This is a genomic window from Microvirga sp. 17 mud 1-3, assembly GCF_003151255.1.
GTDB lineage: Bacteria > Pseudomonadota > Alphaproteobacteria > Rhizobiales > Beijerinckiaceae > Microvirga.
This window is the reverse complement of sequence record NZ_CP029481.1, coordinates 2,722,341-2,735,743: the sequence shown is the minus strand read 5'-3', so window position 1 is coordinate 2,735,743 and position 13,403 is coordinate 2,722,341. Positions and strand designations below refer to the sequence as shown.

Below are 13,403 nucleotides of genomic sequence, written 5' to 3'. Positions count from 1 at the left end.
GCACGGATGCAACATTTCTGTTCCGGGTGCAAAGAAGACAATATTGCTACGTTGCATTCGCCATATTAGTCTCCGCCGGTTCCGCTGCGTGACCAAGCTCGGCCGCAGAGCCGGAGAGGACCATGAAGCTCTATTATTCCGCGGGAGCTTGCTCTCTTGCGCCGCATATCGTTGCCTCCGAGGCCGGGCTTTCCCTTGAGTTGGACAAGGTCAACCTGACGACGAAGACGACGGCCTCGGGCCGTGATTTCCTCAGCGTCAACCCCAAAGGCGACGTCCCGGCCCTGATGCTCGACAACGGCGAACTCCTCACGGAGGCATCGGTGGTCGTCCAGTTCCTGGCCGACCAGGCGCCCGGTTCCGGCCTGATCCCCCGGTGCGGCTCCCTGGAGCGGTTTCAGGTCCAGGAATGGCTGGCGTTTGTGGCGAGCGATCTGCACAAGGGCTTCGGCCCCTTGTGGATGCCTGTTTCGGAGGAATGCCGCCGGATGGCGCTGAAGCTCCTCCACGGGCATTTCGCCTTCCTCAATCTGACACTCGAGAGCCGGGCCTATCTCATGGGGGGCACCTTCACGGTGGCGGATGCCTACGCGTTCACCATTCTGAACTGGTGCCGCTTTCATAAGATCGACCTCACGGCCTATCCGCGCATGGTCGCCTATATGGAGCGGGTCGGCAGCCGACCGAAGGTCCGAAAAGCCATGGAGGATGAGGGGCTCCTCGCGGGCGGCTGCGGGGGCTGACGGGCTGGGATGCCAGCGCTCTTGCCAGATGCGGCGGCGGCGGCTAGTCAGCCCGATCACCCGGCTCTTTCGTCATGCTCCCCATCTCTGTTTTCATCATTGCCAAGAACGAGGCCGATCGCATCGGCGACACCATCCGGGCGGTCCGCGACCTGACGGACGATCTCGTGGTGATCGATTCCGGCTCCACGGACGGAACCCAGGCCGTGGCGGAGGAGCTCGGCGCGCGGGTCATCCACAATCCCTGGCCGGGATATGGCCCCCAGAAGCGCTTTGGCGAGGACCAGTGCCGCTACGATTGGCTGCTGAACCTCGACGCCGACGAGGTCGTGCCGCCGAAGCTCGCTGCCGAGATCCGCGCGCTCTTCGCAGGCGGAGAGCCGCCGAAGCAGGCCTATCGGATCGGGATTGCGGAGATCTTCCCGGGCGAGGCGGCGCCGCACCCGCTGGCCTATACCCTTTATCCCGTTCGCCTCTACCGGAAGGATTGGGGGCGCTATTCACCCTCGCTGGTGCACGACCGGGTCGATCTCACGCCTGGAGCCAAAGTCGGAAAGCTAAAGGGGATTATTCATCACTGGTCCGTGCGCTCCCTCGGCGACCAGCTGGCCAAGCTCAACCGCTATTCGGACCAGCAGGCGGTCGATCTCGAGATCCGGGGCGTTACGATCCCCACCTGGCGGGTGTTCTTCGAGCTGCCGGCGGCGTTCATCAAGGCCTATATCGGCCGCCGCCATGCCCTGCGCGGCACCTACGGCTTCCTGACGGCTATGAACTACGCCATCTCCCGGCACCTGCGGCTCGCCAAGCACTACGAGAAGCGCCGCCTGAATGCCTTGAAGGGGCCCAGCCAGCAGCAGGATTAGTGCTTGGCGCCAGAATGCTTGTCACCTCTGCCCGATGAGCAGGGAAGGGGGCTTCATGGCTGCGCGGCTCGCCCACTCGCCGGAGAGCTCGTAGGCATAGGAGCCCAGCCAGGAGAACAGACCGATCCAGAGACCCGCGAAAGTCAGCATCGCGGCGAACAGGAGCCGTCCGGCCGCGTCCCGCGGCGCCTGAGCCAGGAACCGCTCCCTGATCTCCGCAAGGGCCCCGTCCACCCCTGCGTCCGAGCAGGGGGACTGTTCCCGAATGTCCCGTTCCGAATCCACGAACACGACCTCCTGTGCGATTCCCGTCGAAGGAACGCTAGGAGAGATGAGCCCCGTAGGAGGTGCAGCGGCGCACAGGAAAAACCGCGAACGGCTCCGGCCCACAGGAGACGCCTGGAAAGGGCGATCTTGCGACACAACGACCTTGACGAAGGGGGCTTTGTCGCGCCATATGCGCCGCGGACGGGGCGATCTGCACCAGATTCCCCGTTGCTGGAGACGTGGCCGAGAGGCTGAAGGCACTCGTTTGCTAAATGAGCATACCCCAAAAGGGTATCGAGGGTTCGAATCCCTCCGTCTCCGCCACCTGATTTTCCTGAAGCGCTTGTTCTGCGAAGAGTTTCTGCGGCCCTGGTTGCCGCGCGCTGGCGCGGCGGGCCTGGGTCCGAAAAAACGTCCAGCGCGCAGGCGCTCGGCTCACGTCTTCAGCCGATACCCCGTCCGGAACATGGCCGCGATGATGACCAGGCACAGGGCCATGAAGACCAGGGTCATGCTGAGGCTGATGCCTACGGCCACGTCGGAGACGCCGTAGAAGCTCCAGCGGAAGCCGCTCACCAGATAGACCACCGGGTTGAACAGGGTCGCTTTCTGCCAGAAGGGCGGCAGCATGCCGATGGAATAGAAGGTGCCGCCGAGGAATGTGAGCGGCGTGACGATCAGCATCGGCACGAGTTGCAGCTTCTCGAACCCGTCCGCCCAGATGCCGATGATGAAGCCGAACAGGCTGAAGGTCACCGAGGTGAGGACGAGGAACCCGATCATCCAGAGTGGATGCTCGATGGAGAACGACACGAAGAGCCGGGCGGTGATCAGGATCACGAGCCCCAGGATGATCGACTTGGTCGCGGCCGCGCCCACATAGCCGATCACGATCTCGACGACGGAGATCGGCGCGGACAGGACCTCGTAGATGGTGCCGGTGAATTTCGGCATGTAGATGCCGAAGGAGGCGTTCGAGATGCTCATGGTCAGGATCGACAGCATGATCAGCCCCGGCACGATGAAGGCCCCGTAGCTGACGCCGTCGACCTCCGCCATGCGCCCGCCGATCGCCGACCCGAACACGATGAAATAGAGCGAGGTGGAGATGACCGGAGAGGCGATGCTCTGGAGAAGCGTGCGCCACATGCGCGCCATCTCGAACGCGTAGATTGCCTTGATGGCGTGAAGATTGATCGGCAGGTTCACGGGCGTCCTCCCACGAGGCTGACAAAGATCTCCTCGAGGGAGCTCTGGGACGTGTTCAGGTCCTTGAAGTCGATGCCGTGTTCGGCGAGGCGCCTGAGAAGGTTGGCGATGCCTGTCTGCTCGGCCTGGGCATCGAAGGTGTAGACGAGTTCCGTGCCGTCGGCTGACAGTTCCAGCCCCTCGATGCCGAGGCCCGGGGGAACCTCCTGAAGCGGCGCCTGCAGGTGCAGGGTGAGCTGCTTCCTGCCCAATTTGTGCATCAGCGCCGCCTTCTCGTCCACGAGGATGATCTCGCCCTTGCGGATCACGCCCACCCGGTCGGCCATCTCCTCGGCCTCCTCGATGTAGTGCGTGGTGAGGATGATGGTGACGCCGCTCTCGCGCAGGCGTCTCACCATGGCCCACATGTCGCGCCGCAGCTCCACATCGACGCCGGCGGTCGGCTCGTCGAGAAACAGGATCTCGGGCTCGTGCGAGAGCGCCTTGGCGATCATCACGCGCCGCTTCATGCCGCCCGAAAGGGCGCGGATCTTGGTGTCGCGCTTGTCCCACAGGGAGAGATCCCGCAGGATCCGCTCGATCAGGGCAGGATTGGGCGCCTTGCCGAACAGGCCGCGACTGAACTTCACCGTATCCTGGACGGTTTCGAACGTGTCCGTGGCAAGTTCCTGCGGCACGAGGCCGATCTTGGTGCGGGCGGCGCGGTAGTCGCGAATGATGTCGTGGCCCGCCACCATTACCCGGCCTGTGCTGGGATTGACGAGCCCGCAGATGGTGCTGATCAGGGTCGTCTTGCCGGCGCCGTTCGGCCCGAGGAGAGCGAAGATCTCTCCCTGGCGTATATCCAGGTCCACATTCCGCAGGGCCTGGAAGCCCGAAGCATAGACCTTGTTGAGCCCGGATACTGAGATGACCGGGTCCCGTTCCCGCGGGATTCCCGAACCGTGCCTGTCCTCGAGCGGCTTCATGAGCCACCTTCCCCTCGGCGCAGAGCGATTGATGCCGGATGGCCCGTCGACGCTCGCCCCGTCGGCGGGGCAAAGGGTTTACGACCACGCCCGCGATTCAGCAAGCCCGGGCCAGGACGGTCCTGTGGGTTGGGTTCAGCGCCGGCGTTCCGGCACCACGAGGGGGACTTCGGCCAGGATATCCACCGACAACGGCCTTGCGGCGGAGGGCACAGGCTTCTCGACGACCACTTCGTTGGAATGGGCGGGAACCAGCCGCTTCTCCAGGGAGGCGATCTGCCGGGTCAATGCATCGATGCTTGCCTTCAGGGCCAGAATGTCGGCGGCGTCAGGAACGCTCGGCTGCGGTACAGGCTGGGAAGGCCCGGGTTGAGACGGGGCCAGAACGGGTTCCCGACGGGCGGGGACTGGCTCCACGGGCTGGGGAACAGGCTCGGAAAAGGCTGGCTCCTGCCGCTCGGCGCGGGGCGCCACAAGGCGCCGAAGGGCGCGCCAGAGCAGCCACACCAGGCACAGGCCCAGGAACGAAGCCGCGGCAATCGGTGCGAGCTCGCCCAGTCCATCCATCATCGCAATCTCCTCTGCGCCTGGGCGGGAAGGATTTGGGGACGGGGAGGCGGTCCGCCATGCCAGGGCGGCCCTGCGCTAGAGCGTGAGTGTGGTGACTTTCGGGCAAGGGTGGCTTGGGCCGGGCCGATGATGGGTCATCTTAACGCTACGGTAAGATCCGGCTGAAAAGGTTCGCGCGTTCCCGCACAGCACATAACGAGTATTCCCTTAATGAAACGATCCACACTCTCAGCATTGTTTTTCCTCGTGGCCTCCTGCTCCAGCGTTCTTGCACAGGAGATCAAGCCTTTGGGAACATTCGAGAACTGGAGCGCCTGGTCGTCATACGAAGGAAAGACGAGGGTTTGTTATATCTATGCGGAAGCGCAGACCATGAAACCTGAAAATCTCGATCACGGTCGCGTGAGTTTTGCTATCCGCCATCGCCGGCAGGGCCCGAGCGAGACGGAGGCCAGCCTCCGCGCCGGATATGATTTCGGCGCAGAGGCCATCAAGGTCTCGGTGGACGGGACCGCCTTCACGATGCTGCCGCGCGGCGCCTATGCCTGGCTCCGCCGGGAGGAGCGGGAAGGGGAGTTCATGGCGGCTCTGCAGAAGGGCAAGCTCATGACCGTCGAGGCTCTCTCCAGCCGCGGAAACCGGACGGAATATACCTTCTCGCTCAAGGGCGTGACGGCTGCGATGCGGAAGGCGACACGATCCTGCCGCTGACCGGGAGGCGAGGATGGCCCCGAGAATGACCCATCGTGCCGCGTGGCTGGCCTGCCTCCTGTCGCTCCTGGCGGTCGATGCCGGTAGGGTGGGCGCGCAGGCCGCTGGGCCGGCCGCACCGGTTTCGGCCGGGAGGCCGGTGGCGCTTCCTTATTTCGCGTCCCTGAAGCGACCCGTGGCCAATGTCCGCGTCGGGCCCGGGCGGGATTATCCGATCCGCTGGGTCTACAAGAAGCGCGGCCTGCCGGTGGAGGTGCTCGCGTCCTATGGCAATTGGCGGCGCATCCGCGCCAGCGACGGGAGCGAGGGATGGATCGCCGCAATGCTCCTGTCGTCCCGCCGCACCGCCCTGGTGGCCCCGTGGAGCGAGAGCGCCGTCGACCTTCGGGCGGGGAGGCGCCCGACATCCGCCGTCGCGGCGCGCCTTCAGCCCCGTGTGCTCGTCGGCCTGCAATGGTGCGATCGGATGTGGTGTTCCGTCCGCGTGCAGGGCCAGGAGGCGAGCGGCTATGTCCGCCAGACGCGCCTATGGGGCGTCTATCCCGACGAGACGATCCCGGACCGCAGCGTTTGGGGCGTGATGCGCAACATGCTCTGAGGGGCGCTTAGGCCGTGCCTCCGCGCAGGAGCGCATAGGCTTGCCGTGCCGTATCCTCGTCGCAGACCAGGACCGAGGCACGCTTCGCCCGCAGGGCGCCCGCAACGGCTCGGGTCTTGTTGGCGCCGCCCGAGGTCAGGACGACGGTGGGGATCCGCGAGAGGTCGTCGAGGGGCAGCGCGATGGCGCGGCGGTTGAGCGGGTGGTCGATGGGCGTGCCGTTCTCGTCATAGAATTGGCCCATAATGTCGCCGACCGCGCCCCTGGAGCGCAGGTCGTCAGTGGAGACGTCGCGCGGGAGGCCGTAGCGCACCAGCAGTGAGCGTTCGGACAGGTCGCCGATGCTCAGCACCGCGATGTCGTTGGCGGCGATCCGCTCGAAGGTCTCGCGAAATACGTCCTGCGCCAGGATGATGTCGCGGGAATCCGGGCTGCCCGCATAGATCGGCGCCGCCAGATACTGGCATTGGGCATTGAGCCGGTTGGCGAGGCCGCTGGCGGTCTCGAAGGTGTTGAGCTCGAGCCCGTGGGTAAGGCCGCCCATCATCGAGTTTACGCACAGGCCCGGATAGCGGCCAGCCCGCATATTGCGGATCGTCTCGCGCAAGGTGGCGCCCCAGCCGAGGCCCAGGCCGGACACCTGATTCTCCTCCAGGTAGGTCGAGAGATACTCGCCCGTTGCCTGCCCGAGCAGGATCGGGATGAGATCCGGGTCCTCCGGCGTCGGAATGATGATCGCAGCCTTGAGGCCCAGCTCCTCGACGAAGACCCGTTCCAGGGCGAGGCAGCTCGCGAAACGCGAATTGAGCGTGATGCTGACGAGGCCGCTGGTGCGCGCCTCCACCAGCATGCGGTTCACCCGCAGGCGCGTCATCTTGAGCTTCTCGGCGATCTCGGCCTGAGTCAGCCCCTCCATGTAGTAGAGCCAAGCGACGCGGGCTTCGATCTGCTCTTCGGGACGGGTCATGGCCGGAGCCCTCGGGAAACGCTGTTGCGGACCGGAATTGTCACAAGTGCCCTCACTTCACAAGGCGACCCGCCCATTCGACGCGGAAAGGGCCGGGGAGGAGGACTCGACAGTTCCGTTGCGTTCGTCATACAAATGTAATACAAACTATTCAAATGTATTTCCAGTGAGGGATCGATGGCCGATCAGGCACGCGTACTCGACCGGGCAATCGGGAAAGCTGCAGTCACACGCAGCGTGTTCGTCGCACCGGGCGCTCTGGCGGCGCTGCCTGAAGGGGCCAGGGACTTCAAGGGAAAGCCGTTGCTCGTGATCGCCGACGACACCACAATGGATGTGGCGGGCCGCCAAGCGGCATCCGTGCTCTCAGGAGCAGGATTTGCGGTCGCGGAGCCGATCGTCCTTCATGAGAAGCCCCGGGTGAAGCCCCATGCGGCAACTGCGCGGGACATTGCAGCGGCGATTCGCGAGCGCGGCGCCGTTCCGGTCTCGGTCGGGTCGGGCGTGATCAACGATTTGACGAAATATGCCGCCGAGGTGGCGGGCGTGCCTTACGTCTGCGTGGCGACCGCCGCTTCCATGGACGGCTATGCGGCTTCCGGTGCGGCTCTCCTCGACGATGGGTTCAAGCGGACCCTCGGCTGTGCGCCGCCGGTCACCGTGGTGGCGGATCTCGACATCGTCGCGCAGGCACCCCGCCGCATGGCCGGCTGGGGCTATGGCGACCTCGCGGGCAAGATCGTCGCGGGTGCCGACTGGAAGCTCGCGGACGCGCTCGGCGAGGAAGCCGTCAACCCTGAGCCCTTCGCCATGGTGCAGGACAATGTCCGAGAATGGCTGTCGCGGCCCGGCGCGGTGGCGGCTGGCGATCCGGATGCCACGGGCGACCTGGTCAACGGCCTGCTCGTCGCGGGCTTCGCCATGCAGGCCCACGGCAATTCCAGGCCCGCCAGCGGCGCCGAGCACCTGATCTCCCATGTGTGGGAAATGGAACGCCTCACTTTCCAGGGCGAGCCTGCCGCGCACGGGGCCTGCGTCGGCATCGGCACCGTGGCGCTCCTTGCGCTCTATGAGTGGTTTCTTGCCCAGGACATTACATCCGAGACGGTCCGTGCCGCCTCCGGCGCATCCTCGCCGGAGCGGATCGAGGCGGAGATCGCCGCGGGTTTCCCGGAGGGGCATCTCGCCGACAGCGCACGGGTCGAAATGGCCGTGAAGACCGCGAATGCCGGCCGTCGTGCGGAGCGCCTCGCGATCCTGGTCGAACGTTGGCCCGCTCTGCGGGAGGACCTGCGCGGCACCTGCGTCCCGGCAGACACGATGGAAGCGTGGTTGCGCCAGGCGGGCGCGCCGGCGCATCCGAACGATCTCGGCGTACCGCTCGCCAAACTCGCGGCGGATTACCGCCGTGCGCGGCTGATCCGGCGGCGCTACACCATCCTGGATCTTCTCGACGATCTGGGCTGGCTCGACAGAGGAATCGCCGCTCTCTTTGCCCAGGATGGTTTCTGGGGGCGGCGTTCAGGGGCGGAGACGCGGCACACCGCCTCTGCCTGAGCGAACGAAACGACAAACGAAAGGGAGGACCTACCGTGACATTTCTTTCTCTCAAGGCTCCGGCCGCCGCAGGCGTCCTGGCGCTCTGCCTCTCCGGCACCGCGATGGCGGCGCCCGTGGAGGTGCAATGGTGGCACGCCATGAACGGCGTCAACGGCGAACGCGTCGAGGAACTCGTCAAGAAATTCAACGAGTCCAACGATCAGTACAAGGTCGTGGCGGTCAACAAGGGCAATTACGACGAGGTGATCAACAGCACCATCGCGGCCTATCGCGCCAAGCGCCCGCCCCATATCGTGCAGATCTATGAGCGCGGCTTCATGACCATGCTGCTCTCGGACGCCATTGTCCCGGTTCAGGAGCTGATGGACAAGACCGGCCACAAGGTCGATTGGAACGACTTCATCAAGCCGGTCGCCGGGTTCTACTCCTACAAGGGCAAGCTCGCGGCGATGCCCTTCAATTCCTCGTCGCCGATCCTCTACTACAACAAGGATCAGTTCCAGAAAGCGGGCTTCGAGAAGCCGGCCGAGACCTGGGGCGAGTTCGAGAAGCAGCTCTACGCCATCAAGAAGTCCGGCGCGGCCGAGTGCGGCACGGCGCTCGCCACCGACTATCACTGGAGCATGATCGAGAACTACAGCGCCATCAACGATCAGCCCTACGCCACGAAGGCGAACGGCTACGATGGGCTGGACACGGAGTTCGTCTACAACAAGACCCTGGTGGTGCCCCAGGTGGCGCGCCTGAAGCGCTGGCTCGACGACGATGTGCTGAAGATCGCCGGCCAGGGCTTCAGCCCCGAGCAGCTCTTTACCTCCGGCACCTGTGCCACCTATTTCGCCTCGACGGCCGCCCATAGCGGCATCGAGAAGAATTCCAAGATCAACTGGAGCGCCACCTACCTGCCGTGGGAAGAGGGCCGCCAGCCGAAGAACAGCACCATCGGCGGCGCTGCGCTCTGGGTCATCAAGGGCCACAAGTCCGATGAGGAGAAGGCAGTCGCGGCCTTCTTCGACTTCCTGGCGAAACCCGAGACCCAGCTGTGGTGGCACAAGGCCACGGGCTACGTGCCCCTGACGAACAAGGCCTATGAGCTCGCCAAGTCGCAGAACTACTACAAGGAGAGCCCGACCCGCGAGATCGCGATCCTTCAGCTCAATCGCGGCACGCCCACGGAGAACTCCCTCGGCTTCCATTTCGGCAACTTCACGCAGTCCATGTTCGCCCAGCGCGAGGAAGTGGAGGCTATGTTTGCGGGCAAGAAGGACGCCCAGCAGGCCATGGACGATGCCGTGAAGCGGGGGAACGAGATCCTCCGCCAGTATGAGCGCCTCAACAAGGGCAAGTACTGACGGCCGGGGCGGCACGGAGTTCCTTCCTCCCCTCCGTGCCGCTTCCTCCCACCCGCTGAGCGGAGCCTCGACGTGGTCGCACGCACTCACGAACCCGGCCTGAAGCAGGCCCATTTCAGGACGGCCGGTCTGCCGACCCTGCTGCTGCTGCCGCAGCTTCTGATCCTTCTGTTCTTTTTCTTCATTCCGTCCGTCCGGGCGCTGATGCAGGCCTTCCTGCTCACGGATCCCTTCGGCGCGTCGGTGCATTTCGTCTGGTTCGACAACTTCACGGCCCTCTTCGCGAGCGAGAGCTATCGCAACTCGGTCTGGGTCACGGTGCAGTTCACTTTGGCCCAGAACGTGCTGACCATCGTGGTCGCGCTCATCCTCGCTTTCGCGACCGACCGGGTGGTGCGCTTCCAGTCGGGCTACAAGGGCATCATTCTCCTGCCCTATGCCATCGCGCCCGTGATTGCCGGCGTGATGTGGGCCTTCCTGTTCAATCCGTCGGTCGGCCCGGTGGCGTTCCTCCTCAAGGCTCTCGGCTTCGAGTGGGATCCCAATCGCAACGGCAGCGACGCCATGCTGCTCGTGGTGCTCGCGGCCTCCTGGAAGCATATCTGCTACGACTACATCTTCCTCGTCGCGGGCCTGCTCGCAGTGCCGAGGTCCCTCATGGAGGCGGCGGCGGTCGACGGCGCGGGTCCGATCAAGCGCTTCTTCCAGATCGCGCTGCCGCTCCTCGGCCCGACCCTGTTCTTCCTGACCACGATGAACTTCGTCTATGGTTTCTTCGAGACCTTCGCGATCATCGACGCCGTCACTCATGGCGGCCCGGCGGGCGCAACCAACATCCTGGTCTACAAGGTCTACCAGGACGGCTTCATCAATCTCGATCTCGGCTCCTCGGCGGCGCAATCCGTGCTGCTCATGTCCTTCGCGCTGCTGCTCACCCTGCTGCAGTTCAAGTATGTGGAGCGCAAGGTGAATTACAGCATCTGACCATGGTCGAACGTTCCCCCGTCCTCACGCTCGTCTGCCACCTGATCCTGATCGGCGGCATCGTGCTCGTGTGCCTGCCGCTCTATTTCGCCTTCATCGCCGGTTCGCTGACCATGGAGGAAGTGCAGCAGGTTCCGATGCCCTGGCTACCGGGCAGCCATTTCGTCGAGAACCTCGTCACGGCCTGGAACAAGGTGGATTTCGGCCAGCTCCTGGTGAATTCCTTCATCGTGTCGGTGGGCATCACGGTCGGCAAGGTGTCGATCTCGCTCCTGTCGGCCTTCGCGATCACGTATTTCCGGTTCCGGTTCCGGATCCTCGCCTTCTGGCTCATCTTCGTGTCGCTGATGCTGCCCGTGGAGGTGCGCATCGTGCCGACCTACGAGTCGGTCGCGAATGCGGCTTTGCCGATCCAATGGATCATCGACGCCCTCAACCTCTCGGCCGTATGGGAGTGGTTCACGGGGCACCAGGTCGAGATCGCCCTCGAATGGAACATGATCAACACCTACCAGGGCCTGATCCTGCCGCTGATCGCCTCCGCGTCCGCCACCTTCCTGTTCCGGCAGTTCTTCCTCACGGTGCCCGAGGAGCTTCTGGAGGCGGCGCGGCTCGACGGGGCTTCGGCCATGCGCTTCTTCTGGACGATCCTGCTGCCCCTGTCGCGCTCCAACATCGTGGCGCTCTCGATCATCCTTTTCCTCTACGGGTGGAACCAGTATCTCTGGCCGCTCCTCTTCACCACCGACAAGGACATGGCGACGGCCGTGATCGGCGTCAAACACCTCATCCCCCGCTCCGACACCGAGCCGGCCTGGAACGTGGCCATGAGCGGCGCGCTGCTCACCATGCTGCCGCCGGTCATCGTGGTCCTCGTCATGCAGCGCTGGTTCGTGCGCGGGCTCGTCGACAGCAGCAAGTAAGGCTTTCTCCCATGGTCATGATCATCGGCCACCGCGGCGCCCGGAACCTCTGGCCCGAAAACAGCCTCGACGGCTTCCGCAGGCTGGCGGATCTTGGCGTCGAAGGTGTCGAGTTCGACGTGCACAAGACCCGGGACGGCAAGCTCGCCGTGATCCACGACCCGACCCTGGAGCGCACCACTCATGGCACCGGCCCGGTGGGCGAAAAGACATTGGCCGAGCTTCAGGCCATCCGCCTGCGCGACAGTGACGAGTGCATCCCGAGCCTCGAAGAGGTCCTCGACGTGCTGGGGAAGAGTGATCTCGAACTGCATGTGGAGATCAAGACTGATGCGGTCGGCAATCCTTATGAGGGGCTCGAGGCCCTCGCGCTGGAGGCCATCTGCCGCCGCGGGCTTCGGGAGCGCTCGTTCCTGACCTGCTTCGCGCCGGAAGTCCTGGAGTTGGTGAGAGGGCTCGACCCCGTCATCCGCGTGCTCGCCTCCATGGACCGGCGCTCTGCCGAGATGCTGGGCGGCCTCGACCGGGCGATCGCGCGCTTCACAGCCATTCCCGGCTGCACCATCGCGGTCGAGAAGGCGCTTCTCGCCCACACCATGGAGCCGTTCCTGGCGGCCCTCGGCACGGAGAAGCTCGGCGCCTGGGTTCCCAACGAGGAGGCGGACCTTGCCCATTGGCTCGCCCGGCCCATCCGCCAGATCACGACGGACCGGCCCGACCTCGCCCTCGCGGTGCGTCGCCGCCTGACGGACGCGGCGGCCTGACGCGGCTCAGTCCCGGAACACAACCGTCCGGGCGCCGTTCGGGAGCACCCGCCCGTCGAGATGCCAGGCAATGGCGCGGGCCAGCACCCGGCGCTCGATGTCCCGGCCCTTGCGGATCAGGTCGTCGGGCGTGTCGTGGTGGCTGATGCGCTCCACGTCCTGCTCGATGATCGGACCCTCGTCGAGATCCGCCGTCACGTAGTGGGACGTCGCGCCGATCAGCTTCACGCCGCGCGCATGGGCCTGATGGTAGGGCTTGGCGCCCTTGAAGCCCGGCAGGAAGGAGTGGTGGATGTTGATGCAGCGGCCCGCGAGCTTTGCGGCCAGATCGTCGGAGAGCACCTGCATGTAGCGGGCCAGGACCACGAGATCGGTCCGAGTCGCCTGCACGATGTCCCAGAGCGCTTTCTCCTGCTCGGCCTTCGTGCTCGCCGTGACTTTCAGGTAGTGAAAGTCCAGCCCTGAAAAGTCGTGATGTGCGAAGGCCTCGCGGGGATGGTTCGAGACGATCCCTGAAATCTCCATCGGTAGCTCCCCGGTCCGCCAGCGATAGAGAAGGTCCGCCAGGCAATGGTCGAACTTCGACACGAGGATGAGCACGCGCTGCCGCTCGTTCCTGCTCCTGATGGAGAAGTCCATGCCGTGCGCCTCGGCAACCGGCGCGAAGGCCTGGCGCTGGAAATCGACGGGCTGTAGATCGCCGACGTAATTGAACACCACCCGCATGAAGAAGCGGTTGCTCTCGATATCGTCGAATTGCTGCGCCTCGAGGATGTTGCCGCCAGCCTGGAACAGATGCGTGGAGACGGCCGCGACGATGCCGGGGCGGTTCTGGCAGGACAAGGTGAGGATGAACTGTTCGGCGGACATGCGGCTTTCCGATTCAGGGGGAGGCTTCCCATAGGCAAGTTTCGGCCCGGT

15 protein-coding genes and 1 tRNA gene are annotated in these 13,403 nt (G+C 64.7%); 10 read left to right on the top strand and 6 right to left on the bottom strand.

Annotation, left to right across the window (positions count from 1 at the left end; all coding sequences use genetic code 11):
* Positions 1-122: 122 nt before the first annotated feature.
* Together gstA and C4E04_RS13105 are read left to right on the top strand one after the other, a co-directional pair.
* Complete coding sequence (gstA, locus tag C4E04_RS13110) at positions 123-743, top strand: glutathione transferase GstA (protein WP_109597953.1); 621 nt, start codon at positions 123-125, stop codon at positions 741-743.
* A gap of 74 nt (positions 744-817) precedes the next feature.
* Entirely contained in the window at positions 818-1,609 is a 792-nt protein-coding gene (locus tag C4E04_RS13105; RefSeq protein ID WP_109597951.1) for a glycosyltransferase family 2 protein, read from the top strand.
* A gap of 21 nt (positions 1,610-1,630) precedes the next feature.
* On the opposite strand, the gene C4E04_RS13100 is transcribed toward C4E04_RS13105, so the two are convergent.
* The gene (locus C4E04_RS13100; protein WP_162559387.1) at positions 1,631-1,894 is read right to left on the bottom strand and encodes a hypothetical protein; all 264 of its coding nucleotides are present in this window, start codon (positions 1,892-1,894) and stop codon (positions 1,631-1,633) included.
* Between the two features lie 215 nt (positions 1,895-2,109).
* Here C4E04_RS13100 and C4E04_RS13095 point away from each other — a divergent pair.
* A tRNA-Ser gene (locus C4E04_RS13095) sits at positions 2,110-2,200 on the top strand.
* Between the two features lie 111 nt (positions 2,201-2,311).
* Here the strand turns inward: C4E04_RS13095 and C4E04_RS13090 are convergent.
* From C4E04_RS13090 to C4E04_RS13080, 3 genes are all read right to left on the bottom strand, one after another.
* Positions 2,312-3,073, bottom strand: a complete 762-nt coding sequence (locus C4E04_RS13090) for an ABC transporter permease (protein ID WP_109601105.1) — start codon at positions 3,071-3,073, stop codon at positions 2,312-2,314.
* 8 nt (positions 3,074-3,081) lie between these two features.
* The gene (locus tag C4E04_RS13085; protein WP_109597949.1) at positions 3,082-4,053 is read right to left on the bottom strand and encodes an ABC transporter ATP-binding protein; all 972 of its coding nucleotides are present in this window, start codon (positions 4,051-4,053) and stop codon (positions 3,082-3,084) included.
* A 135-nt stretch (positions 4,054-4,188) separates the two neighbouring features.
* Entirely contained in the window at positions 4,189-4,623 is a 435-nt protein-coding gene (locus C4E04_RS13080; protein WP_109597948.1) for a hypothetical protein, read from the bottom strand.
* A gap of 210 nt (positions 4,624-4,833) precedes the next feature.
* Between C4E04_RS13080 and C4E04_RS13075 the strand changes: the two genes are divergently transcribed.
* Positions 4,834-5,334, top strand: a complete 501-nt coding sequence (locus tag C4E04_RS13075; RefSeq protein WP_371681994.1) for an invasion associated locus B family protein — start codon at positions 4,834-4,836, stop codon at positions 5,332-5,334.
* 25 nt (positions 5,335-5,359) lie between these two features.
* Positions 5,360-5,932, top strand: a complete 573-nt coding sequence (locus C4E04_RS13070) for an SH3 domain-containing protein (protein ID WP_162559385.1) — start codon at positions 5,360-5,362, stop codon at positions 5,930-5,932.
* Between the two features lie 7 nt (positions 5,933-5,939).
* On the opposite strand, the gene C4E04_RS13065 is transcribed toward C4E04_RS13070, so the two are convergent.
* Entirely contained in the window at positions 5,940-6,899 is a 960-nt protein-coding gene (locus C4E04_RS13065) for a sugar-binding transcriptional regulator (RefSeq protein ID WP_109597944.1), read from the bottom strand.
* A gap of 177 nt (positions 6,900-7,076) precedes the next feature.
* On the opposite strand from C4E04_RS13065, the gene C4E04_RS13060 reads away from it, so the two are divergent.
* The 5 genes from C4E04_RS13060 to C4E04_RS13040 all read left to right on the top strand — a co-directional run bounded on the left by C4E04_RS13060 (position 7,077) and on the right by C4E04_RS13040 (position 12,482).
* Positions 7,077-8,456, top strand: a complete 1,380-nt coding sequence (locus tag C4E04_RS13060) for a sn-glycerol-1-phosphate dehydrogenase (RefSeq protein WP_109597943.1) — start codon at positions 7,077-7,079, stop codon at positions 8,454-8,456.
* Positions 8,457-8,491: 35 nt separating this feature from the next.
* Positions 8,492-9,811 (top strand): extracellular solute-binding protein, encoded by a 1,320-nt coding sequence (locus C4E04_RS13055; RefSeq protein ID WP_371681993.1) that lies wholly within the window; start codon positions 8,492-8,494, stop codon positions 9,809-9,811.
* Positions 9,812-9,883: 72 nt separating this feature from the next.
* Positions 9,884-10,795 (top strand): ABC transporter permease subunit, encoded by a 912-nt coding sequence (locus C4E04_RS13050; protein WP_109597942.1) that lies wholly within the window; start codon positions 9,884-9,886, stop codon positions 10,793-10,795.
* Positions 10,796-10,797: 2 nt separating this feature from the next.
* Positions 10,798-11,718: an ABC transporter permease subunit gene (locus C4E04_RS13045; RefSeq protein ID WP_109597941.1), complete on the top strand. Its 921-nt coding sequence runs from the start codon at positions 10,798-10,800 to the stop codon at positions 11,716-11,718.
* Between the two features lie 11 nt (positions 11,719-11,729).
* Positions 11,730-12,482, top strand: a complete 753-nt coding sequence (locus tag C4E04_RS13040) for a glycerophosphodiester phosphodiesterase family protein (protein ID WP_109597940.1) — start codon at positions 11,730-11,732, stop codon at positions 12,480-12,482.
* A gap of 6 nt (positions 12,483-12,488) precedes the next feature.
* Here C4E04_RS13040 and purU read toward each other — a convergent pair whose 3' ends face one another.
* Entirely contained in the window at positions 12,489-13,352 is an 864-nt protein-coding gene (gene purU, locus C4E04_RS13035; RefSeq protein WP_109597939.1) for a formyltetrahydrofolate deformylase, read from the bottom strand.
* Positions 13,353-13,403 lie beyond the last annotated feature (51 nt).

Excerpts from the sequence above, each read along its gene's own strand:
- C4E04_RS13045 (WP_109597941.1), top strand. The coding sequence starts at position 10,798 with ATGGTCGAACGTTCCCCCGTCCTCACGCTCGTCTGCCACCTGATCCTG.
- purU (WP_109597939.1), bottom strand. The coding sequence starts at position 13,352 with ATGTCCGCCGAACAGTTCATCCTCACCTTGTCCTGCCAGAACCGCCCC.
- C4E04_RS13065 (WP_109597944.1), bottom strand. The coding sequence starts at position 6,899 with ATGACCCGTCCCGAAGAGCAGATCGAAGCCCGCGTCGCTTGGCTCTAC.
- C4E04_RS13060 (WP_109597943.1), top strand. The coding sequence starts at position 7,077 with ATGGCCGATCAGGCACGCGTACTCGACCGGGCAATCGGGAAAGCTGCA.
- C4E04_RS13070 (WP_162559385.1), top strand. The coding sequence starts at position 5,360 with ATGACCCATCGTGCCGCGTGGCTGGCCTGCCTCCTGTCGCTCCTGGCG.
- C4E04_RS13040 (WP_109597940.1), top strand. The coding sequence starts at position 11,730 with ATGGTCATGATCATCGGCCACCGCGGCGCCCGGAACCTCTGGCCCGAA.
- gstA (WP_109597953.1), top strand. The coding sequence starts at position 123 with ATGAAGCTCTATTATTCCGCGGGAGCTTGCTCTCTTGCGCCGCATATC.
- C4E04_RS13080 (WP_109597948.1), bottom strand. The coding sequence starts at position 4,623 with ATGATGGATGGACTGGGCGAGCTCGCACCGATTGCCGCGGCTTCGTTC.
- C4E04_RS13075 (WP_371681994.1), top strand. The coding sequence starts at position 4,834 with ATGAAACGATCCACACTCTCAGCATTGTTTTTCCTCGTGGCCTCCTGC.
- C4E04_RS13085 (WP_109597949.1), bottom strand. The coding sequence starts at position 4,053 with ATGAAGCCGCTCGAGGACAGGCACGGTTCGGGAATCCCGCGGGAACGG.
- C4E04_RS13105 (WP_109597951.1), top strand. The coding sequence starts at position 818 with ATGCTCCCCATCTCTGTTTTCATCATTGCCAAGAACGAGGCCGATCGC.